Origin of the sequence: Streptomyces sp. NPDC057694 (assembly GCF_042799415.1) — a bacterium.
Taxonomy (GTDB): Bacteria; Actinomycetota; Actinomycetes; order Streptomycetales; family Streptomycetaceae; genus Streptomyces.
On record NZ_JBHVIX010000004.1, the window covers coordinates 457199 to 478075 of the forward strand.

At 71.2% G+C, this 20877-nt stretch carries 16 protein-coding genes; 4 read left to right on the forward strand and 12 right to left on the reverse strand.

The genetic code is table 11. The features are described from left to right. Window positions 1-51: 51 nt before the first annotated feature. From ACFVDP_RS14265 to ACFVDP_RS14295, 7 genes are all read right to left on the reverse strand, one after another. Complete coding sequence (locus tag ACFVDP_RS14265; RefSeq protein WP_383488435.1) at window positions 52-1674, reverse strand: ABC transporter substrate-binding protein; 1623 nt, start codon at window positions 1672-1674, stop codon at window positions 52-54. A gap of 89 nt (window positions 1675-1763) precedes the next feature. Continuing rightward, complete coding sequence (locus tag ACFVDP_RS14270) at window positions 1764-2519, reverse strand: SDR family oxidoreductase (RefSeq protein ID WP_383488438.1); 756 nt, start codon at window positions 2517-2519, stop codon at window positions 1764-1766. 17 nt (window positions 2520-2536) lie between these two features. After that, window positions 2537-3298: a 3-oxoacyl-ACP reductase FabG gene (gene fabG, locus ACFVDP_RS14275; RefSeq protein ID WP_383488441.1), complete on the reverse strand. Its 762-nt coding sequence runs from the start codon at window positions 3296-3298 to the stop codon at window positions 2537-2539. Between the two features lie 135 nt (window positions 3299-3433). Continuing rightward, window positions 3434-3835: a DUF3037 domain-containing protein gene (locus ACFVDP_RS14280; RefSeq protein WP_383488444.1), complete on the reverse strand. Its 402-nt coding sequence runs from the start codon at window positions 3833-3835 to the stop codon at window positions 3434-3436. Then, entirely contained in the window at window positions 3832-4647 is an 816-nt protein-coding gene (locus tag ACFVDP_RS14285) for a HipA family kinase (RefSeq protein ID WP_383488447.1), read from the reverse strand. Before ACFVDP_RS14285 ends, ACFVDP_RS14280 begins: the two co-directional genes overlap by 4 nt. Before the next feature lie 191 nt (window positions 4648-4838). Then, window positions 4839-9884 carry a DUF5979 domain-containing protein gene (locus tag ACFVDP_RS14290; protein ID WP_383488449.1) on the reverse strand — a complete coding sequence of 1682 codons (5046 nt, stop codon included), beginning with the start codon at window positions 9882-9884 and terminating at the stop codon, window positions 4839-4841. A 226-nt stretch (window positions 9885-10110) separates the two neighbouring features. Continuing rightward, the gene (locus tag ACFVDP_RS14295; protein ID WP_383488452.1) at window positions 10111-12660 is read right to left on the reverse strand and encodes a discoidin domain-containing protein; all 2550 of its coding nucleotides are present in this window, start codon (window positions 12658-12660) and stop codon (window positions 10111-10113) included. 534 nt (window positions 12661-13194) lie between these two features. Here ACFVDP_RS14295 and ACFVDP_RS14300 point away from each other — a divergent pair. Next, window positions 13195-13668 carry a Rieske (2Fe-2S) protein gene (locus ACFVDP_RS14300; RefSeq protein ID WP_383488455.1) on the forward strand — a complete coding sequence of 158 codons (474 nt, stop codon included), beginning with the start codon at window positions 13195-13197 and terminating at the stop codon, window positions 13666-13668. A 42-nt stretch (window positions 13669-13710) separates the two neighbouring features. Here the strand turns inward: ACFVDP_RS14300 and ACFVDP_RS14305 are convergent, their stop codons facing one another. Beyond that, on the reverse strand, window positions 13711-14343 hold the full coding sequence (locus ACFVDP_RS14305; RefSeq protein ID WP_383488458.1) for a cysteine hydrolase: 633 nt from the start codon (window positions 14341-14343) through the stop codon (window positions 13711-13713). 123 nt (window positions 14344-14466) lie between these two features. Between ACFVDP_RS14305 and ACFVDP_RS14310 the strand changes: the two genes are divergently transcribed. Further along, entirely contained in the window at window positions 14467-14925 is a 459-nt protein-coding gene (locus ACFVDP_RS14310; protein WP_383488461.1) for a pyridoxamine 5'-phosphate oxidase family protein, read from the forward strand. 178 nt (window positions 14926-15103) lie between these two features. On the opposite strand, the gene ACFVDP_RS14315 is transcribed toward ACFVDP_RS14310, so the two are convergent. Beyond that, window positions 15104-16435: an aminotransferase class I/II-fold pyridoxal phosphate-dependent enzyme gene (locus ACFVDP_RS14315; protein WP_383488464.1), complete on the reverse strand. Its 1332-nt coding sequence runs from the start codon at window positions 16433-16435 to the stop codon at window positions 15104-15106. Between the two features lie 37 nt (window positions 16436-16472). On the opposite strand from ACFVDP_RS14315, the gene ACFVDP_RS14320 reads away from it, so the two are divergent. Then, entirely contained in the window at window positions 16473-17162 is a 690-nt protein-coding gene (locus ACFVDP_RS14320) for a pyridoxamine 5'-phosphate oxidase family protein (RefSeq protein ID WP_383488467.1), read from the forward strand. After that, on the forward strand, window positions 17162-17806 hold the full coding sequence (locus ACFVDP_RS14325) for an FMN-binding negative transcriptional regulator (RefSeq protein WP_383488469.1): 645 nt from the start codon (window positions 17162-17164) through the stop codon (window positions 17804-17806). The genes ACFVDP_RS14320 and ACFVDP_RS14325 overlap by 1 nt, the downstream gene beginning before the upstream one ends. Before the next feature lie 2 nt (window positions 17807-17808). Here ACFVDP_RS14325 and ACFVDP_RS14330 read toward each other — a convergent pair whose 3' ends face one another. From ACFVDP_RS14330 to ACFVDP_RS14340, 3 genes are all read right to left on the reverse strand, one after another. Beyond that, entirely contained in the window at window positions 17809-18696 is an 888-nt protein-coding gene (locus ACFVDP_RS14330; RefSeq protein WP_383488587.1) for a DMT family transporter, read from the reverse strand. Window positions 18697-19153: 457 nt separating this feature from the next. After that, a complete protein-coding gene (locus ACFVDP_RS14335; protein WP_383488472.1) occupies window positions 19154-20176 on the reverse strand; it encodes a DMT family transporter in 1023 nt (340 codons plus the stop codon). Window positions 20177-20242: 66 nt separating this feature from the next. After that, entirely contained in the window at window positions 20243-20785 is a 543-nt protein-coding gene (locus ACFVDP_RS14340) for a Clp protease N-terminal domain-containing protein (protein ID WP_383488475.1), read from the reverse strand. Window positions 20786-20877 lie beyond the last annotated feature (92 nt).

Genomic DNA, 20877 nt, shown 5'->3' on the forward strand with positions numbered 1-20877 from the left:
CGATACCCAAGAACCTACCGGCGGCCACTGACAATCCGGACCCGCCCCCGCTCACCAGCTCGTCTTGCGCTCCAGCTCCCACATCAGCATGATCGTCGACGGGTCGAGGGCCCGCTCGCCACCGGCGATCTCCTCGCTCGCGGCGATGTACTGCTTGCCCTGCCACAGCGGCAGCAGCCGGGCGTCCTCGGCCATGATCTGCTGGGCCCGCGCGAACTGCCGCACCACCGCGCCGCGGTCGCTCTCCCGGCGCGACTGCGGCAGCAGCTCGTCGGTGATCTCCGGCGAGATGTACGGCGTACCCAGCGCGTTCTCCTTGCCCACGAAGGGCGCGATGAAGTTGTCCGCGTCGGGGAAGTCGGGGAACCAGCCGCGCCCGAACACCGGGTACTCACCCTTGCGGTAGCCGGCCTCGAAGGTGTTCCAGGGCCGGCTCTCCAGCTTCACCTCGAACAGCTTGGACTCCTCCAGCTGCCGCTTCAGCTCCTCGAACTCGGGCTCGGTCGCGGATCCGTACCGGTCCGTGGTGTACCAGAGGGTGAGCGGGACGGGCCCGTGGATGCCCGCCTTGGAGAGGATCGCGGCGGCCTTCGCGGCGCTCGGCGTGCCGTAGTCGTCGAAGAAGTCCGTGGTGTGCCCGGCGAGGCCCGCCGGGACCATGGAGTACAGCGGCGTGACGGTGTCCGAGTAGACCGAGTGCGCGATGGCCCCGCGGTCGACGATCTGCGCGACGGCCTGACGCACCGCCTTCTTGCCCGCCCACGGGTCCTTGGGATTGAAGACCAGGTAGCTGGTCTCCATGCCCGCGCCCTCCACGAGCTGGAGGTCCTTCTCGTTCTTCTTGTCCTTGAGCTTCACCGCGTCGGAGGCGGCGAGGCCTCGGAAGGTGACGTCGATCTTCTTGGCGCGCAGGGCCGCGACCATGTCGGACGACGTCGTGAAGTAGCGGATCGTCACGGCGCCGTTCTTGCGGTCCGCGAAGCCCTTGTACGAGTCGTTCTTGACCAGCTCGGCCTTGTCGCCGGGGCTGTAGGACTTGAGCGCGTACGGGCCGGAGCCGTTCACCTCGCGGTCCTTGCGGACGGACTTGGCCGGGTAGTCGTCGGGGTCGACGATCGACATGGCCGGGGTCGCGAGCACGTAGGGGAACGTGGCGTCGGCCTTCTTCAGATGAAACGTCACATCGCGATCACCCTGGGTCGTGACGCGGTCGAGGCTGCCGAGCAGCCCCTCGGGACCGCCCTTGACCCCGATCGCCCGGATCCGGTCGATGGAGTACTTCACGGCGGCGGCGTCGAGGGTGTCCCCGTCGGAGAACGTCATGTCCTCCCGCAGCCGGCAGTGGTAGACGCGGTTGCCGGTGCCCTTGAAGGAGCACTCGGCCGCGTCCGCCTCCGGCTGGGCGGCACCGGACGGGAAGGCGACGAGCGTCTGGTACACGTTCCGGAACAGCTCCCACGAGCCGTCCCAGGAAGCGGCGGGATCCAGCGTGCTCGGCGCGCTGGTGGTGCCGACCACGATCGGGTCCTCGTCCTCGGAGTCGCTCGCGTTCACCACCCCGCACCCGCTCAGCAGGGATATGAACGTAGTCGCCGCCAACACGCGGGGGGCAAGCAACCGTCTGAACACGCGCACGCTCCTCGATCGGCCATGCCATGGGAATCGGCAGACCATATCGCAGTGCCCCGCCGGATCAACTACTTGATCAGACGGGGCACTTGAGCTGCGGGAAGTTTGTCTGTTGACGCCCGCAATCTGACTTGTCAGCCGACGCCCGCGTTGAGGAAGATGCCGCCGTCGACGACGAGCGTCTGCCCGGTGATCCAGTCCGACTGGGACGAGGTGAGGAACGCGGCGGCGCCGCCGATGTCCTCCGGTACGCCGAGCCGGCCCAGCGGATAGGCGGCCGCGGCCTCGGCCTCCCGGCCCTCGTACAGGGCCTGGGCGAACTTGGTCTTCACGACCGCCGGGGCGATCGAGTTGACCCGCACCTTCGGCGCGAACTCGTGCGCCAGCTGGAGCGTGAGGTTGACCATGGCGGCCTTGCTCATGCCGTAGGCGCCGATGAACGGCGAGGCCGAGACTCCGGCCACGGAGGCGATGTTGACGATCGCGCCGCCGTTCTCGCTCTGCCACGCCTTCCAGGTCTGCTGGGCGAAGCCGAGCGCCGAGACGACGTTGGTCTCGAAGACCTTCCTGGCCACGTTGAGGTCGAGTTCGGCGATCGGGCCGAACACGGGGTTCGTACCGGCGTTGTTGACGAGGAAGTCGACGCGGCCGAACGTCTCCATGGTGTGCGCGACGGCGGCGGCCTGGTGGGCCTCGTCGTGCGCCTTGCCCGCCACGTAGGTCGCGCGGTCGGAACCGAGCTTCTCCACGGCCTCCTTGAGCGCGTCCTCACCGCGGCCGGTGAGGCACACGCGGTCGCCGCGGGCGACGAGCGCCTCGGCGATGCCGTAGCCGATGCCCCGGCTGGCGCCGGTGACGAGGGCTACCTTGCCCGAGAGTTCAGCAGTCATGTCCGTTGTCCCCAGCCTTAGTTGAGCGGTCCGCCGGCCACGTACATGACCTGGCCGGAGACAAAGCCGGCCGCCTCGCCCGTGAAGAAGGCGATGGCGTTGGCGATGTCCTCGGGACGGCCCACGCGCTGCACGGGGATCTGGGTGGCGGCGGCGGCCTGGAAGTCCTCGAAGCCCATGCCGACGCGGTCGGCGGTGGCCTTGGTCATCTCGGTGACGATGAAGCCGGGGGCGACGGAGTTGGCGGTGACGCCGAACTTGCCGAGTTCCTTGGCGAGGGTCTTGGTGAAGCCCTGGAGACCGGCCTTGGCGGCGGAGTAGTTGACCTGGCCGCGGTTGCCGAGCGCCGAGGACGACGACAGGTTCACGATGCGGCCGAACTTGGCGTCCACCATGTGCTTCTGGACGGCCTTCGACATCAGGAAGGCGCCGCGCAGGTGCACGTTCATGACGGTGTCCCAGTCCAGGGCGCTCATCTTGAACAGCAGGTTGTCGCGGAGCACGCCCGCGTTGTTGACCAGGATGGTCGGAGCGCCGAGCTCCTCGGCGATGCGCGCGACGGCGGCCTCGACCTGCGCCTCGTCGGACACGTCGCAGCCCACGGCGAGGGCCTTGCCACCGGCTGCGGTGATCTTCTCGACGGTGTCCTTGCAGGCTGCCTCGTCGAGGTCGATCACGGCGACGGCGCGGCCCTCTTCGGCCAGACGGACCGCGGTGGCGGCGCCGATGCCGCGCGCGGCTCCGGTGACGATCGCTACGCGCTGCTCAGTGGTGGACATGCTCTTCGGTCTCCTCGCCCTAGAGGTCGGCCGCTCCGCTGCGAAATCGCTGAGCAACCGCTTAGTACCCTGTGCGTGTGACGCTAGAAGTCCTGGCACCCGGTGTCAACGTACCCACCGGGTGCCCCTGATCACTCAGCGCACCAGAAGGGTGAGCAGCCGCTCCGCCTCGGCGGCCGGATCGCTGGTCAGCCCGGTGTGCACCGGCCCCGGCTGCACCACGGTGGAGCGTGGTGCGACGAGCCAGCGGTAGCGCCGCCCGGCGTCGTCCGCGCCCGCCTGTCCGGCGCCGGCTCCCCCGGCGCAGTGCCGCTCGACGGCGCCGAGCAGGGCCCGTACGCCCGCCACGTCCGCCTCGGGGTCGAGGGCCAGCAGCCGCGCCTCGTCGAGGTGGGTGAGCGCGGTGACGTAGGACCGGGCCCGGCAGTACACGACGACCCCGGCGTTGATCTGCTCGCCGCGCTCGACGCGGGGCACCACGCGCAGCAGGGCGTACTCGAAGACGTCGCGGGCCTCGCGGGTGTCGTGCTCGCTCATCGGCCGGCTCCTTCGTGCGTGATCCAGCCGGTGGTCCGCGGCCCTGATCCGGGGGCGGCCTTCGGCAGTTCGATACGTTCATGAATGCCCGGGGCGCGTTCGAGCAGCGTCTCCACGTACGCGCGGCGCACGGCGTCCGGGCTGTCGAACCCCGGCTCGTCGGTCAGCCACACGTCGGGCACGTCCGCCGCGGCCTCGGCGAGCAAGTCCTCGGTGACGCGCGGCGCGAGGTCGGCGGCGGCCGCGGCGAGGTCGGGCCCGAACGGGGCGAGGGCGTGGTCGGTGGCGTCGTACGGCTTGCCGGCCCAGGCGGGGGCGCCGCGCCAGTTGTGGTGCCAGATCATGGTCGCGCCGTGGTCGACGAGCCACAACTCACCGTTCCACACGAGCATGTTGGGGTTGCGCCAGGAGCGGTCGACGTTGTTGATCAGCGCGTCGAACCAGACGACGCGGCCCGCCTCGACCGGGTCGACGGCGTACGCGAGCGGGTCGAAGCCGAGCGCGCGCGGCAGGAACCGCATCCCGAGGTTGGTGCCGCCGCTGTTCTTGAGCAGCCCCTGCACCTCCGGATCGGGCTCGCCGAGGCCGATCACCGGGTCGAGGTCGAGCGCGGCCAGAGAGGGCACCCGGAAGCCGAGGCGCCGCGCGAGCTGCCCGCAGATCACCTCCGCGACGAGCGTCTTGCGCCCCTGTCCGGCGCCGGTGAATTTCATGACGTACGCGCCGTGGTCGTCCCCCTCGACGAGCCCCGGCAGCGATCCGCCCTCACGCAGCGGCGTGATGTAGCGGGTCACGGTGACCTCTTTCAGCATGTCCCCAGGTCACCCATCTCTTCGGCCCTGCAATCCACGGTCGGCTCTGGAGGGGCGTCACCGCGGGAATCACCCGTTCCGGCCCCGGCATGAAGTGAGCATAGTAACCAAGGGTGATCGCAGGCGAGGAGTGCCCGAGCGGCACGCTCCGAGTGGAGCGTGCCGCTGTGTCGGGGTGACGGGGTGCGGGGTCAATGCCTGCGGGGACGGCGGCGTACGGCGGTCCTGGCCAGGACGAGGCCCGCGATGAGCAGGGCCGCGACGACGGCGAGCGCCGGACCGAGCGACCAGCCGGTGTCGGGGAGCTGTCCGTGGCCACCCGGGGGCGGGGTGTGCCCGCTGGGGTTCGGCGACGGGGTGGGGCTGCCGCTCGGCGTCGGGGGGTTGTCGTAGGTGTTGGTGACGGTGGCCTGGGCGGGGCCGGTGGGCCGCAGGACGACGGTCGCGGAGCTGTCGTCGCCGTCGTCGTCCGCCGCGTCGGGCTCGGCGGTGACGACGACCTCGTCGGCGCCGTCGGTGCCGGGTTCGGTGACCGTGCACTGCGCGCCGACGGGCAGGCCGTCGATGCGCTGACGCCCGGCGCCGTCGAAGGTCAACTGCTTCGGGAACCCGTCGAGTTCCTTGTCACGCCAGGTGCAGTCCACGTCGACGGTGAACGGCCCGTGGTCGGCGCCGGACGGGTCCTCGACCTTCTTGACGATGTCCAGGGAGCGCTGCGGGTAGTCGTTGGCGACGTCGACGACGCTGGGCGCGTCGGTGGTGGTCTCGGGCCGGATGGTGACGGAGGCGGCGTTGGCCTCGCCGTCGTGGTCGCTGGTGGCGCCGTCGGTGTCGGTCTCCCAGACCCGGCACACGGCGCCGGCCGGGACGTCGGTCACGGTGAAGGGCTTGCCGGGGACGACCTCACCGGTGCCGTGCCGCACGCTGACGGGCTTGCCGGTGTCGGGGGTGACCACGCAGTCGTACGCGATGCCGTACGGGCCGGTGGTGTGACCGCTCGGGCCGTTGGTGACGGTCTTGTCGACGCGCAGGGTGCCGAAGACCATGCCGATCCCGGACTTGGGCGGCTCGGTGACCGGCAGGACGACGCTGCCGCCGCCGACCTGGACGGTCTCCTTCTCGGCGAAGGAGTTCCAGGCCAGGGACAGGTCGTTGCGGGAACCCCGGTCGGTGAGGTCGGCCGGTGAGGACATCGGGTAGCTGAGGGTGAAGCTGTCGCCGGGGGCGAGGCCGCCGTCGAAGTCGATGTGGGTGAAGAAGGCGCTGTCCTGCGCCGTCCAGTCGCCGGTCCAGGTGGCGTCGGCGCAGTCGCGGCGCGGGGTGGGCACCTCGTCGCGGCAGGGCTGCGGGGTGGTGGTGTACTCGGCGCCGAGGGTGCCGGGCCCGTTCAGGGTGACCGGTCCCGCCAGGCGCGGGCGCGGGTCCCATTCGGTGCCGCGGTCGGAGCCGCCGAGCAGGACGCCGGTGTCACCGACGAACGGCAGGACGTCGAGGAGGTCGAAGTCGGTCGCCGGGTTGGTGCCGATGTTGTCGACGGTGATCAGCTGCCGGTAGTTCTGGCCGGGCAGGACCAGGGCGGTGCAGGGGTAGCGGGTGTAGGTGGCGCCGCCGGAGACGAGGTTCGGGCAGCGGGTGTCGCCGACGGGGATGTACTCGCCCGTCAGGGAGTTGTAGAAGCCCAGGTCGGCGTTGCCGGTGATCCACTTGTCGGCGTCGAAGGCGGTGCCCGCCTCCGTGGTCAGGGTGGCGGTGGAGGTGCAGTAGTGGCCGTCGCCGTAGGCCGGGTCGTCGTCCACCTCGCCGAGCCGCGGGGAGGAGCTGTCGCAGGGCACGTCGTGGCCCGGGGAGCCCGCGCCGAAGGTGTTGGGGATCTTGGTTCCGGCCTCGACGCCGCCGCGCAGCTTCACGTGGAAGGTGAGGGTGACCGTGGCGCCGGGATACATCACCCAGTCGGGGAAGTCCCAGTGCAGCCCGGTGATCTTCCCGTTGGCGTTGCGGTCCGCGGTGAAGTCGACCTTGGCGGGCTTGGCGGTGCCGTCGGGGGTGGTGACGGTGATCGAGTAGTAGCCGCTGTTGCCGGCGAAGTCCTCGTCCACGATCAGGTCGGCGGGGATCGGGTCGGAGATCCGCAGCGGGTCGATGGGGGCGTCGCCGGTGTTCTTGACCGTCAGGGTGAAGGGCTGGGAGACACCGGGCTGGACAACGGCGTCCTTCTCCTTGGAGACGTACAACTGGGGGTCGCCGTCGGAGATGTTCAGGTCGGCGTCGGCGGGCGGGATGGTGAAGGTGCCGTGCTTGTCGCTGGAGCCGCTGCCGGTGACCGTGTCCTGAAGGTGGTCGGGGATCTCGGTCGACGGGTCCGAGCGCAGCGTCTGGCGGGGCTTCACGGTGAAGCAGACCGAGGCGGTCTTGCAGGCGCCGCCGAAGGTGGGGGTGCCTTCGACGGGGACGATCGCGTCGCCGTTCTCGGAGCGGAAGGTGACGCGGATGCCCTGGACGTCGGCGGCGGAGACACCGGCGGGCAGGCCGGGGGTGTCGCTGCCGGTCCAGGTGCCCTCGACGATCTCCGGGTTCGCGGTGCCGCAGCGGGCGGTGCAGACGTCGACCTTGACCTGGTCGGCGCCCTTGGGGAAGGAGACGCCGTCCAGGGACACGAAGTCGACGGCGTCGAAGAAGTCGGTGTCGAAGTCGGTCGCGGCGAGCTGGTGGAGGTTGACGTTGCCCTTGTTGACGACCGTGAGGGTGGCGTGCACGTCGGCGGCCGGGCTGCCCGGGTAGGGGCGGGTCACGGTGGAGGGGCTCAGCCCCTTGTTGAGGGAGGCCTCCGAGCTGGCGTCGCCGACGGTGGCGTTCTGCGAGCAGAAGTTGTCGCCCAGTGCGGCGCCGTCGCTGGTGGCGGCGGCGCAGTTGCTGATCACGGTGCCGTTGGGCACGCCGTCGCGCAGCTGGACGGTGATGTCGGCGTGCACCGAGGCTCCCACGGGAAGCCCGCCGGGCATGACGATCCGTACGCCCTTGGCACGCTCCAGGAGCGCCGCGTCGCCGGCGTCGTAGGCCACCCAGGCGTTCGCGTCGGGGTCGTACACCTCGAGGTCGTAGTCGAGGCTCGCGGGCGTGACCTTCGGGGTGACGGAGGTGATGCGCACGGAGTCGAACGGGTTGGGGTCGGCGGTCGGGTCGACCGGGTCGCTGACGACGACGGGGCCGTCCAGCGGCACGTTGCCGCGGTTGGTGAGCCCGATGCCGAAGGTGACGGGCTGGCCGGGCGGGACCGAGGTCTGCGAGGCGTCCTTGGTGCCCTGGCCGTCCTTGCGCGGCACCTCCACGTCCAGGTTGGTGCAGACGTTGCCCGCGGCGCTGCCCGAACCGTTGGAGGGGTTGGCGGCCGAGCCGTCGGCGCAGTCCTTCACGCCGTCCTCGGCGTCGCCTTCGTCCGCCTGGTCGTTGAGGGTGCCGTGCACGTCGAGACCGGCGGTCGCGTTCTGCTCGATGGTGCCCTTGCCGCTCGCGTCGGTGCCGCGGTAGGTCACGGTGATCGAGGCGGCGGGCCCGCCGCCGGGGCAGCCCAGGTCGGTGGTCTGGGTGGCGGGCGGGTTGGTGAAGTTCTGTGCCGGAAGGACCGTGCCGTCGCGGCAGGTGACGGTGAGCGTGGCGTCGGTGGCACCGGCCGGGAACCGCAGCCTGGCCTGCGTCATGTCGGTCTTGTCGAACTCGTTCGCGGCCGACGTCGACGGCTCGGTGATGGTCATCTCGCTGACCGGGAACGGCGAGGTGTTCTTGGAGTCGATCGTCGCCGTGATGCCGGGCTTCGTCCCGATGACCGCGGTGCCGTCGGCCTGCCAGTCGCCGTCGGTGTCGGAGAAGATCTTCTTGCTGAGGTCGATCGAGGCGACGTTGGGCAGGATGTCGTGGTTCGCGCAGACGTCCGGGCCGTCCAGGTCACGGCGGAGCCGGAAGTCGATCCCGGGGCTCGCGCAGTTCTCCACGGTCTGCCGGTCGCTGGGGTTGATCGCGTCTCCGGTGGAGCGGTTCTCGTCGCGCAGCGTCACGCTCATGTCGACCTTGGCGCCCTCGGGGTCCGCGGGCAGCGGGGTGCCCGCGGAGTTGGAGAACGTGTAGACGATGCCGGTGATGTCGGCGGGGTCGACGCCGGGCGGCAGCTCGATGTCGGGCCCGGGGCCGACCGGGCCCGCGACGAGTTCGTCGGGGGCGCAGTTGCCGCCCGGCTTCACACACACGGACACCTGCACCTGGTCGGCGCCGTCCGGCATCCGGGTGACCGGTCCGACCTGGGTGACGTCGAAGTTGTCGAAGAGGTCCGGGTCGGTCTCGGTGATGGTGATCGCGTTGATGTCGGTCGAGGTCGACGAGGTGTTCGCGGCGCCCAGCGAGATCTTCGACGCGCCACCGCTGCCCGCCACGGTGGACGAGGGGCTCCACGTCTTCGTGCCGGTCACCATCGGCCGACGCGGCACGTGCAGGGTCTGGGTGTCGGAGTCGTCGACGGCGGCGGCGTTGTCGGCGTCGGCCGTCGCCTTGTTGGTGATCGCGTCACCGTCGTTGAGCTTCGTGTCCTCGGGCACGCGGACCGTGATCAGAATGTCCTGCGAACCGCCGGCCGCGAGACCGAACGACCCCGGAGGGTTGGGCGGGGTGGGCAGGGACTCGGTGAAGTTCGCGGTGATCTTCCCGGTCTGGTCGTCGTAGTCGATGGTGTAGTTGGCGCCGTCCGACGGCACCGTCACCAGTTCGAGCCCGGCGGGCAGCACGTCCTCCAGCGACGCGTTCACGCACGCCTGGGTCAGCGAGGAGCACGACACGGTGATGCGGTAGGTGAACTCCGAGCCCGGAACCAGCGGGTCGGGAACGTCCACCGCCTCCTTGCTCACGGTCAGCTGCGCCGTGTCGTCGGCCCGCTTGCCCGCGGTCCCGCCCTTGGCCTTCCGGCCTGTTTTTCGCTTACGGGCTTCGGGGCGCGCCCCGGCCTTCGGCGACTTCTTGGCGGCGTCCGGCCGGTGGGCATGCGGCGAGGTGGACGCCGACGGCGTGCCGGAGGCGGAGGCAGAGGCGGAAGCGGAAGCGGAAGCGGAAGCGGAAGCGGAAGCGGAAGCGGAGGCGGACGCCGAGGGGACCGGGTCCGGCACCGCCATGGCCGGTCCCGCCATCAGCGTGGTCTGCGCGACCAGCAAGGCCAGGACGGCGCGTGCGCTCGTCCGTCTCCAGTACAACCTGCGCATGCGCGACTCTCCCGGGCTTGTGACGCGTTCCCCGAACAGCACGTCGCCACTGACGTGCCATCAGAACAGCTCGCGGTGAGAGTAAAAGACATAAATAGGACTAATCAGCGGCACGCCGCCATGCCGCCGCACTGTCACCCGAACGCGCCCCGGAACGGCTCGGCCCGCGCGGGGCATCCCTGGCCGGGATGCCCCGCGCGGACGCGTCAGTGCGCCGGGATCACGGTCACGGGAAGGACGTGATCTTGGACGGGACGGTGTCGGTGCCCGAGGTCGGGGCGCCGGTGTTGTTCACGACATGGGCGTACTGGCCCTTGCCGCCGAGCGAGATGACCTGGATGTCGTGCAGCTTGATGCCCGACTTCACCGGTACCTGGAAGCCGTGCTGCTGCACGATGCTCGGATCGGAGGTGAAGTTGCAGTAGCTGCCCAGGCCCCACGCCTCGTGCGTGTTCACACTGTCGGCGACCTTGTAGGCCGCGTAGCCGACGATGCCGTCGTGGGTGATGGAGGCGGCGTTGGGCGCGTCGTACGCCTTCTCGTTCTGGAAGAAGATCGTGCGGCCGCGCTCGCCGTTCCAGAGCACGTCGTACTTGTTGAAGTGCTCCACGAACAGACCGGTGGCGAGGACGTCGTCGCCGTTCACGACGAGCCCGTAGTCGGCGCGGTTGGTCTCCCAGCCGACGCCGTCACCATGGTCGGCGCGCCAGATCCAGGTGTGGTCGACGATGACGTCGTCGCTGTTGACGACCACGGAGTTGGTGGCGAGGCCGGGGCCCGCGCCGCCGATGCGGATGAACACGTCCTGCATGGAGGTCGGGTTCGCGGCGTGGTCGTCGCTCGCACCGGACCCGCCGATCTGGAGCAGCGTGTCCGACTTCTTCGAACCCGCGTCGATCAGGAAGCCGGCCAGCTTCACCCCGTCGACGTCGGCGACGTGCATCGCGTCGACGCCGTTGTCCGGGACGATCGTGGCGAGGCCGAGACCGAGGACCACGGTGTTGGCGCGGTTGACGTTGATGGTCTGGTCGAGGTGGTAGACGCCGGGCGTGAACAGCAGGTTCAGGCCCTGGGAGAGCGCCTGGTTGATGGTGGCCGCGGTCGCGCCGGGCTTGACGACGTAGAACTGGCTCAGCGGGAGCGAGGTCCCCGCGTTGGCGGGCCAGGACACACCGCGCGCGTTGGTGCGCTTGGCGGGGACGAACACCTTGTAGTCGTTGCCGTCCAGGTACAGGAACGGCTTCTCGCGGGAGACCGGCGTGTTGTCGAGCGTCGTGTACGGGCCGGTGTCGAAGTTGGTCGCCGGGGCACCCTGCACGCCGCTGAACGTCATGTTCCACACGCCGTTGGTCCAGCCGCCCACCGAGCTGTCGCGGGTGTACCACTGCTGCTGCGAGTACGGGCCGACCGTGCCGTCGATCTTGGAGTCGGCGATGTACCCGCCCGAGGCCCATCCGTAGCCGTTCGGGGCGAGGTTGAGGCCACCGGTGACGTGGATGCGGCGGAACGGCGCGGCCTGCGCGACGGCCCAACGATCCGTGCCGTTCACCGGGTTGAGGGACAGGTTCTCGGCGGAGCGCCAGAAGTTTTGCGTGGCATTGCCGTTGAACCAGCCCGCGTCGACGGTGACGTCACCGTTGATCTTCACGTCGTCCGGGTTGAGGCCGAGCCCGGAGATCGAGGTGTAGAAGCCGAGTTGGGCGTTGATGTTGTTGTACGTGCCCGGCTTGAGCAGGAACTGGTAGCGCTGCGAGCCGAACTGGTTCGACTCCTGCTGGGCGAAGACCTGGTCGAACTTGCCTTGCAGATTCGCGGTGTTGGGGTCGACGACGATGACGTTCGGTCCGAGATCGCCGCCGCCCTCGACGGGCGGGGTGGTGGAGCCGGACCCGGTGTGCACCCCGACCTCCCACAGCGAGTAGCCGTAGCCGGTGGCGCGGGTGGTCCCGTAGATCCGCAGATAGCGGCCCGTGCCGCTGACGTCGTACGAGGTCGTGCCGCCGGTGGCGCCGGTGACGTCCTTCAGGGTCGTCCAGGTCTGGCCGTCCGCGGAGGCCTGGATCTTGAAGGCCTTGGCGTACGCGGCCTCCCAGTTGAGGTCCACCTTGCAGATGCTCTGCGACGAGCCGAGGTCGACCTGCACCCACTGCGGGTCGGCGGCGGCGCTGGACCAGCGGGTGGCGGTGTCGCCGTCGAAGGCGGCCGAGGCCGGGGTGCCGCCGTTCTCCGTGGAGGACGCGGTCGCCGGGTGGCCCTTGGCGGCGTTCGCCGTCGAGCAGCCGTCGGCCGGCGGAGTGGTTCCCGAGCTGCCGAAGACCTGGAACTCCCAGAGGGAGTAGCCGTATTGGGTGGCGCGGGTGACACCGGTCATGCGGACGTACCGGCCCGAGCCGGAGACGTCGAGGGTGTCGGTGCCGCCGTCGGAGCCGGTGACGGACTTGAGGTCGGACCAGGTGCTCCCGTTGTCGGAGACCTGGATCTTGTAGTCCTTCGCGTAGGCGGCCTCCCAGCTCAGGACGACCTTGCTGAGTGTCGCCGAGGCGCCGAGGTCGACCTGGAGCCACTGGGAGTCGGTGGCGGCGGACGACCAGCGGGTGCCGGCGTCACCGTCGACGGCGTACGCCGCGGGTGTCCCGCCGTTCTCGGTGGAGGAGGCCGTGGCGGTGCGGCCCTGGGAGAGCGGCGTGTCGGCGGCCGCCGCCGAGGAGGCCTGGGCGGGGATGGCCAGCAGCGCCGCAGCCGTGGCGAGCGCGATCCCCAACGATCTGTATCTCATGCGTGTCACTCCGTGCGGGGGTGAGGGTGAAACGGCCCGAAGCAGCCTTCACCAAGTGAGCGCACGTCCGGGTCGACGGGCGCGGTGGAGCGCACTCCTACCGTGTCCGGAAGAGTTCAACGGCCAGAGAGAACCACTTAGTTCGCGGTTTGATTTAAGGAGCGAGGCAAGAGTTCGGCAAGACCTCGGGAACGTCTTCTTTTCACAACTCGAACGGACCGATCATCGAACCCGCGGCGAAGGGCGCCCGTACGAGCCCCTCACCTGGACCGACGGCACATCCGGCGGGACAGCCATCGCTCATGCGCCGTCAGAGCATGGAGGCAGGCATCGCGTGGACCGCCCGGCGGTGACCGGTGCCGGGTCACTTCCGGATGCTTCCCCCAATGGAATGACATAACGGGCCACCGTGACGTCGGGGAGGGAAGGGCCGAGTTATGAGATCAGCTGGGCCTTGAACACTTCGGTGCGACCACACGTACCGGAGGGGGACCCCCACGGACCCGGCCCGCTCGATCGAAAGGAACCGACGGCATGACCGTTTCGCAGGAGTCTGCCCCTACCGACCCCACTGTTCCCACCGGCACCCCCGCCCTCGGCCCGTGCCGCCGCAGTGTCGTCGCGGCGGTCGGCGCGGCCGGGATCGCCGCGGCGCTCACCGCGTGCGGCTCCGACGACGGCGGCGGATCGCAGCCCGCGGGCAACGCCTCGGCGGCCGGCGGTGACGCGCTCGCCAAGACCTCGGACATCCCGGAGGGCGGCGGCAAGATCTTCGCCGACCAGGGGGTCGTGGTGACCCAGCCGAAGAAGGGCGAGTTCAAGGCCTTCACCTCGACCTGTACGCACCAGGGCTGCAAGGTGACGAAGATCGAGGGCGGCACCATCGACTGCCCGTGCCACGGCAGCAAGTTCTCCATCGAGGACGGCAGCGTCAAGAACCCGCCGGCCACCCAGCCGCTGCCCGCGAAGCAGATCAAGGTCAGCGGCGACTCGATCAGCCTCGCCTGAAGATCCGCCGAAGATCCGCCGGGCGGGCCGCGTGGATACGCGTCAGCGGCGCTTCCACGCGGCGAGCACGTCCTGCGTCGTCGTCACGGTGGCGACCAGGGCGAGGGTGTTGCGGATCATCGCCGGGGTGTAGTCGGAGGGCACCCCGGCGATGGCGTCCCCGGGAACGACCACGTCGTAGCCGAGATTCACCGCGTCGAAAACGGCGTTCGGTATGGCCACGTTCGCGGAGACCCCGGTGACGACGAGGGTGCGGCAGCCGAAATTGCGCAGCAGCGGATCGACGTCGGTGCCCGCGATCGGGGAGAGCCCGTGCAGCCGCCGCACGACGAGGTCCTCGTCGGCGACCTCGATGGGCGGGGCGATCCGTACGGCCCTGCTGCCGGTGAACTGCTGCACGGGAAGGCGTTCGGCGGCGCGGAAGAGGCGGCCGTTGCGGTTGGCGCCACGGCCGTCGGGCCGGCGCTCCGCGACCGCGTGCAGAACCTGCACCCCGCTCTCGTGGGCGGCGGCCACCAGCCGCGCGACCCGGACGAGCGCCCCCGACTTGCGGGCCTCGTCGGCCAGTTCGGGCAGGGAACTGTCGGTGCCGACCACGCCCTGCTGGCACTCGACGGTGAGCAGCACGGTGCCGGCCGGGTCGAGCAGTTCCACCAGTTTCTCGTGTGTCGGCATGATTCTCCCTGCCCGTGGTCAGCCTGTGGGGGCTGCTGGAGAGTAGCCACCATTGCGCCGGGAGGGAAGAGCATCCATGCTGCATTCCTGACGAACCGTCAGCAAGCTTGCGGAGGAGCACCGATGACCGTCGCCCAGCGCAGAGGTCGCAGGATCATGATGAGTCCCGACGAGCGGGACGCCTTCCTCACGGAGCAGCGCACCTGCCGCGTGGCCACGGTGTCGGCCGACGGCACCCCGCACGTCAGCCCGCTGTGGTTCCTGTGGGACGGCGATGCGCTGTGGCTGTACTCCCTTGCGCGCAGCCGCCGTTGGGCCGATCTGCGGGCGGACGGGCGGGTGGCCGTGGTGGTCGACGCGGGCGACGACTACGGCGAGCTGCGCGGCGTCGAACTGTCCGGCCGCATCGAGTTCGTCGGCGAGTCCCCGCGCATGGGCGAGCCGTTCCCCGAACTCGACGCGCCGGAGCGCCAGTTCGCCGAGAAGAACTTCGGCCTCCCCACGATGGTCTACGACGGCCGCCACGCCTGGGCCCGCCTGACCCCGACCTGCATCACATCCTGGGACTTCCGAAAACTCTGAGCTCTATAGCAGCCGCAGGCCACCGCCGCCTTGGGCAATCTGCCGTCCCCCAGACTCCGTCCGGGGGGACCCCCGGAGCGGCAGGGTGGGCAAGGCGGCCCCCCAGCGCGGGGCAAGCGCCCATCAAGCCCGAGCCCCAGCCCCGCCCACCCAAAACCCCGCCCCACCCCACCCCCGCTCACCCATACCGCCCCCCACCCCCCGGCCGAACGGCCTCAGCCACAACCCCCGCAACCGCCAAGACCTCCCCCACCCCCACCCGGGAAACAGTGATCCGCACACCGGGCCCGGCCCCGATCCGAAACCGCGCCCCCGGCGCCACAGCCCACCCGGCATGCAGCAACCGAGCCACCGCCCCGGTCTCGTCCGGCACCGGCACCCACACATTCATCCCGCTGCGCCCGTGAGCCACGACCCCCCGCTCACCGAGCGCCGCGATCAGAGCGTCCCGCCGCCCCCCGTACGACGCGGCGACGGCCCGCGCGTCGACGGCCCCGCTCGCCCACAGCCCGGCCACGGCACGCTGCGTGATCCGGCTGACCCACCCGGGCCCGAGCCGCTGCCGCCCGCGCACCCGGTCGACGGTCCCGGCGTCACCGGTGAGGACGGCCAGCCGCAGATCGGGCCCGTACGCCTTCGCCACCGAGCGCACGAACGCCCAGCGCCGGGTGACCCCGGCGAGCGGATGCAGCGGCAGTTCGACGATGCCGTGCCCGTGATCGTCCTCGACGAGGAGCACGTCCTCGTACCCGGCGAAGACCACGCGCAGCGCCTTCGCCCGCTCCGCGCTCACGGCGGCCCCGGTCGGATTCTGCGCCCGGCAGGTCACGACGACGGCCCGGGCCCCCTCCCGCAGCGCCCGCTCCATGTCGTCCGGCAGCGGCCCGTCGTCGTCCACGCCGACCGGCACAATGCGCAGCCCCAGCGCGGGCACGAGATCGAGCATGCTGCCCCACCCCGGATCCTCGACGGCGACGGCGTCCCCGGCCTTCAGGTGCACGGCGAGGACCCGCTCGATGGCGTCGAGCGACCCGGACGTGACGGCGACGGGACCGCCGGGCACCCCGTCCGCGTCGAACGCCGCGCGGGCCCGCCGCACCAGCTCCGGCTCCAGCGAGTCGCTGCCGTACAGCACGGGTTCCGCGTCACCGACGGCAGCGGCAGCGGCGAACACGTCCGCCAGCTTCGGCAGCAGCGCGACGTCCGGATTGCCGTCGGAGACGTTCCGCACCCCCTCCGGCACGTCCACGCGGATGCGCTCGCGGGCGGTGATGGCGGGCTTCGGACGCACCCGGCTGCCGCGCCGCCCGGCCGTCTCGATGACCCCGCGCTCGCGCAGGGTCCGGTACGCCGCCGCGACCGTATTGGGATTCACGCCGAGCCGCTCGGCCAACTCCCGCATCGGCGGCAGCAGTTGCCCCGGCTCAAGACCGCCGTCGGCCACCGCCTGCTCGACGCTCGCGGAAATCTCCACTGCGCGACGCCCTCTGATCGGGTAATCTCCTAGCACAAACAGCATTTTGCACTAGTGCAATGGAGTTCGCAACATGAGCGTGTCCGCCGAGCAGCAGTCGTCGTCCCAGCCCGACGCCTACACCCCCACGGACCGCACCGTCCCCACCCGGTCCAAGGAACGCGCCTCCTACGACCGCGCCGTCGTGCACGCGATACTCGACGAGGCGTACATGTGCCATCTCGGCTTCGTGCGCGACGGCGCCCCGGTGGTGCTGCCCACCCTCTACGGCCGGGTCGGCGACCGTCTCTACGTCCACGGCTCGACCGGTTCGCGTCCGCTGCGGATGGCCGGACAGCAGGACCCGGGGCTCGCGGTCTGCCTGACGGTGACGCACGTCGACGGGCTGGTCCTGGCCCGCTCGGCCTTCCACCACTCCATCAACTACCGCTCGGTGGTCATCCACGGGACGGCGCAGCAGGTCACCGACGCGGAGGAGAAGCGGCTGGCGCTCGACGCCATCGTCGACCACGTCGTGCCGGGCCGGGCCGCCGACTCCCGTCCGGCCAACGCCAAGGAACTCGCGGCGACCGCCGTGCTCAGCCTCGACCTGGCGGAGGTCTCGGCGAAGGCGCGCACCGGCGGCCCGAACGACGAGCCGGAGGACATGGACCTGCCGCACTGGTCGGGCGTGGTCCCGCTCCAGAAGGGTTACGGCCCCCTGGTCCCCTCGGCCGACCTCGCCGCCGGCATCGACGTCCCGGACTACCTCCGGGAGCTGTGATGCTGATCCACCCCTGGGACGCGGCGCGCAGCGACACCGAGTGGCAGCAGTGGCTCGCCGCCCACGACTTCGGGCAGCTCGCGGTCAACGGACTGCCGGGCGAGCCCCCGTTCGTCCAGCCGATGCACTTCGCGTACGAGGCCGATCGCGGCGCCCACGGTGAGGTCCTCGCCCACCTGGCCCGCCCGAACCCGATGTGGCCCGCTCTGGACGCCAACCCCGAGGTCGTGCTGAGCGTCGTCGACGACTACGCGTTCGTGCAGGGCCCGTGGCAGGCGCTGCCCGGCGCCCCGCCCGAGCACGGCACGCCGACCAGTGTCTACACCGCCGTCCAACTGCGCTGCACCGCGCATGTCGTGGACGACCCGGAGGAGAAGGCCGCGCTCCTCAACCGCCAGGTGGGCCACTTCCAGCCGCCGGGCATGTCGGCCGCGGCGGCCGTCGGCGAGGCACCGTACGGGCGGCTGCTCTCCGGCATCCGGGGGCTCAGGCTCGAGATCACCGACGTACGCGCCAAGTTCAAGTACGCGGGTCACAAGCCGGAGGAGGTCCAGGACCGGATCGCCCGGGGGCTCGCCGGGCGTGGTGAGCCCCGTGACGCCGCCGCGCTCGCGGCACAGCGGCGACGGCGTCAGGAGGCGTAGCCTCAGCGGGCCGAGCGGGCCTCCGTGACGGCGAGGCCCGCCACCGCGACCAGCATCAGCACCGTGCCCGTCACCGTGGCCGGGGTCAGTTCCTCGCCCAGCAGGGTCACCGCGATGACGGCGGCGCCCACCGGTTCGAGCAGCATGATCACGGAGACGGTGGCGGAGCGCACGACGGCCGCGCCCGCGAAGTACAGGCCGTAGGCGAGCGCGGTGGGCACCGACGCCGTGTACGCCAGCAGGGCGACCACGGTGAAGACGTGGTCCGTGTGCGGGACGAACCCGTCAGCGGCTCCGAACGGCAGCAGCACCACCGTGGCGACGGCGAAGGTCCCCACCGTCGTCCCGAGCCCGTCGCCGCTCTTCCCGTCACGCCCGAACCAGCGGGTGAGCAGCGTCATCACGGCGTACCCGGCCGCCGACACCAGCGCCCACAGCACCCCTGCGGGCCGTACCGTCGCGCCGCCGCCGCCCAGGACGAGCACGGCGAGCCCGCCGAGCGCACCGGTGACGGCGAGCAGCCCGCCCCCGCCGAGCCGCTCCCCCATCGTGACCCGTGCCCCCACCGAGATCAGGACGGGCCCGGCGCCGAGCGTGACGACGGTGGCGACCGCGAGTCCGGTCGCCTCCACGGCGACGAAGTAGGCGGTCTGGAAGACGGCGAGGGAGAGCCCGAGCACCCCGAGCCGGACGGCCGCCCGCCCCCTCGGCTCCCGCACGGCGGCGCGCGGCGCGGGGCCGCGCAGCAGCCGTGCCACGAGCAGCAGCAGGAATCCTCCGGCGCACCGCCACCACGACAGCGCGCCGGCTCCCAGGTCGCTCACCCGGAACACCAGCGAGGCGGCGGCACCGGCGGTGCCCCAGGCGACACCGGCGACGATCAGATACATCAGGCCGCGGGCGACCGGCAGTCGGCCGGACGCGGGCAGCACGGAAACAGCGGGCACGGCAGAGCCGGCCGGTACAGCGTTCGACACGTGGTTCTCCACGGATGCGGGCCCCGGGAACGTCACGGGGCCGGCGGACACGGACCGTCGACGGCGGGCGGCCGTGCCCTCAGAAACACCTGAGAAGAAGATCAGCCACCCGCACAGGGGCCCGGCGAGCCGCCCCGGCCGGGATCACGCGCGCACACGCACCCACCAGGGAACCGACACCCGCCCGCGGGCCGCACGGCGATCGGACACCACGACGCGGGCCGTCACCGTGGGACGGTGGCGGCCGGACATCGGCGGGATCGCCGCACGGACCGGATCCGGCTCCAGGACGCCACACGCCCCGCGGCCGGACAGGCCCTAGCGGGCCGGCGGCGGGAGAACGAGCCAGTGCGTATGCATGATCGACACCCTAGACAGGACTCTTCGGCGAGGACAACACGGTTTCGGGCTCGACGGCCGCGGGCGGCGCGGCCGTCTTCGACGACTGCGCGATGAACGCCCCGACGAGTACCACGGCACCGCCGAACAGCTGCGGCGCCGACAGATGCTCCCCGAGCATGATCCAGGCGAGCACGGTCGCGATGACCGCCTCCAGACACGCCACCACTCCGGCCACCTGCGGCGAGAGCCGTCGCACGGAGACCACCCCGGTGACGTACGCGACGACGGTGGCCAGCAGCACGATCCAGCAGAGCAGCAGCCAGGCAGGCACGGCGGTGCCGTTCATGTCGGCGCTGCCCGCGAGGACCGACCAGTCCATGCCCCAGGGCCGGGCGACGACCGTGAGCAGCGCGGCCCCGACGAGCAGCCCGTAGGCGATCACGCCGAGCGGATCGGGCACGGACCGGCCGTGCTCGTCGGCGTCGCTGCCCTGGTCGGACAGGACGAAGTAGCCGACCTGACAGCAGGCGGCGCCGAGCGCGAGCAGCAGCCCGAGCACGTCGAAGCTGAGCCCCGCCCACACCTCGACGACGCAGGCCAGCCCACCGACGGCGAGGACCACGCCCAGCGCGGCGGCCCGCGTCACGGGCTTGCGCTGCACGAACCGCACCCAGCCGAGGACGAGCGCGGGCGCCAGATACTCGATGAGCAGGGCGACGCCGACCGGGATGCGGGAGAGCGCCGCGAAGTAGCAGGCCTGGACTCCGGCGACGGCGAGCAGCCCGAACCCGGCGAGCAGCAGCGGCCGTTCGCGTACCAGCGAGCGGCGCCGCCACGCGATCGGCAGCATCACGAGCGCGGCTCCGGCGACCCGCAGCCACACCACGTGCAGCGAGTCGAGCCCCGCCTCGATCAGCGGCTTGGCCGCGACTCCCGAACCGCCGAAGGCGAGCGCGGAGACCAGGGCGAGCCCGAGCCCGAAACCCCGCCCGGCCGTCCCCCGGCTCTCCTGCGCCCCCGCGGACCCCTGAGATCCCTGTGACCCGTGCATCGGCACATCATGACAGGGCCGGTCATGACCGTCACCCCTGATGACCCCTGTCTCACGGCGCGGACGTCAGGACCGGTCCATACCCGTCCATCCCCGCCGATTCAGCCTCCGGCGCAGTCCGTCGACGTCCACACCGGCCCGGCCGAGCACCTCCACGGCCCGCGATTCCCCGTCCGTCGCGAGCGCGGCCAGGACGTCGACACCGCGCGCCCGCTCGTCACCGCGCTCCACGGCCCGCCGGGTGCCGGCCTCCATCGCGCCGGCCGCCACGGGCGACCAGCCGGGGGCGCCGCCGCGCACCACGGGCACGGCTCCGGAGTCCTCCACCGTCCCCTGCCACTGGAGCCCGTAGCCGATGCTGCGCTGCACGAGATAGCCGAGCAGCCGGGCGACCTGCCCGCCGTCGGCGAAGGCGGCGCGCACGTCCGGGTCGGCCTCCAGCAGGGAGTGCAGCAGATGCGCGGAGTCGACCTGCCGGTCCCCGTCGCGGACAGCGCGCCGCCGGGCCCCCGCGACGACGAGAGCCAGCTCGTCGCTGAGCGGGGTGTCTTCGGGATCGGGCGGAAGGTGGCCGCAGGCATCGGCGCCGGACGGGAGAGAGCTTTGCACGTACCCCACCTCATCAGCCCCGATACACAGGAACATCCCCGGAGGGGAGCATCTTCGCGTCCGACGCAAGGTGGGCACGGACGAGCGACGTC

Excerpts from the sequence above, each read along its gene's own strand:
- ACFVDP_RS14300 (WP_383488455.1), top strand. The coding sequence starts at position 13,195 with ATGACCGTTTCGCAGGAGTCTGCCCCTACCGACCCCACTGTTCCCACC.
- ACFVDP_RS14305 (WP_383488458.1), bottom strand. The coding sequence starts at position 14,343 with ATGCCGACACACGAGAAACTGGTGGAACTGCTCGACCCGGCCGGCACC.
- ACFVDP_RS14325 (WP_383488469.1), top strand. The coding sequence starts at position 17,162 with ATGCTGATCCACCCCTGGGACGCGGCGCGCAGCGACACCGAGTGGCAG.
- ACFVDP_RS14285 (WP_383488447.1), bottom strand. The coding sequence starts at position 4,647 with ATGCTGAAAGAGGTCACCGTGACCCGCTACATCACGCCGCTGCGTGAG.
- ACFVDP_RS14310 (WP_383488461.1), top strand. The coding sequence starts at position 14,467 with ATGACCGTCGCCCAGCGCAGAGGTCGCAGGATCATGATGAGTCCCGAC.
- ACFVDP_RS14270 (WP_383488438.1), bottom strand. The coding sequence starts at position 2,519 with ATGACTGCTGAACTCTCGGGCAAGGTAGCCCTCGTCACCGGCGCCAGC.
- ACFVDP_RS14330 (WP_383488587.1), bottom strand. The coding sequence starts at position 18,696 with ATGTATCTGATCGTCGCCGGTGTCGCCTGGGGCACCGCCGGTGCCGCC.
- ACFVDP_RS14295 (WP_383488452.1), bottom strand. The coding sequence starts at position 12,660 with ATGAGATACAGATCGTTGGGGATCGCGCTCGCCACGGCTGCGGCGCTG.
- ACFVDP_RS14290 (WP_383488449.1), bottom strand. The coding sequence starts at position 9,884 with ATGCGCAGGTTGTACTGGAGACGGACGAGCGCACGCGCCGTCCTGGCC.
- ACFVDP_RS14335 (WP_383488472.1), bottom strand. The coding sequence starts at position 20,176 with ATGCACGGGTCACAGGGATCTCAGGGGTCCGCGGGGGCGCAGGAGAGC.
- fabG (WP_383488441.1), bottom strand. The coding sequence starts at position 3,298 with ATGTCCACCACTGAGCAGCGCGTAGCGATCGTCACCGGAGCCGCGCGC.
- ACFVDP_RS14320 (WP_383488467.1), top strand. The coding sequence starts at position 16,473 with ATGAGCGTGTCCGCCGAGCAGCAGTCGTCGTCCCAGCCCGACGCCTAC.
- ACFVDP_RS14265 (WP_383488435.1), bottom strand. The coding sequence starts at position 1,674 with ATGGTCTGCCGATTCCCATGGCATGGCCGATCGAGGAGCGTGCGCGTG.
- ACFVDP_RS14280 (WP_383488444.1), bottom strand. The coding sequence starts at position 3,835 with ATGAGCGAGCACGACACCCGCGAGGCCCGCGACGTCTTCGAGTACGCC.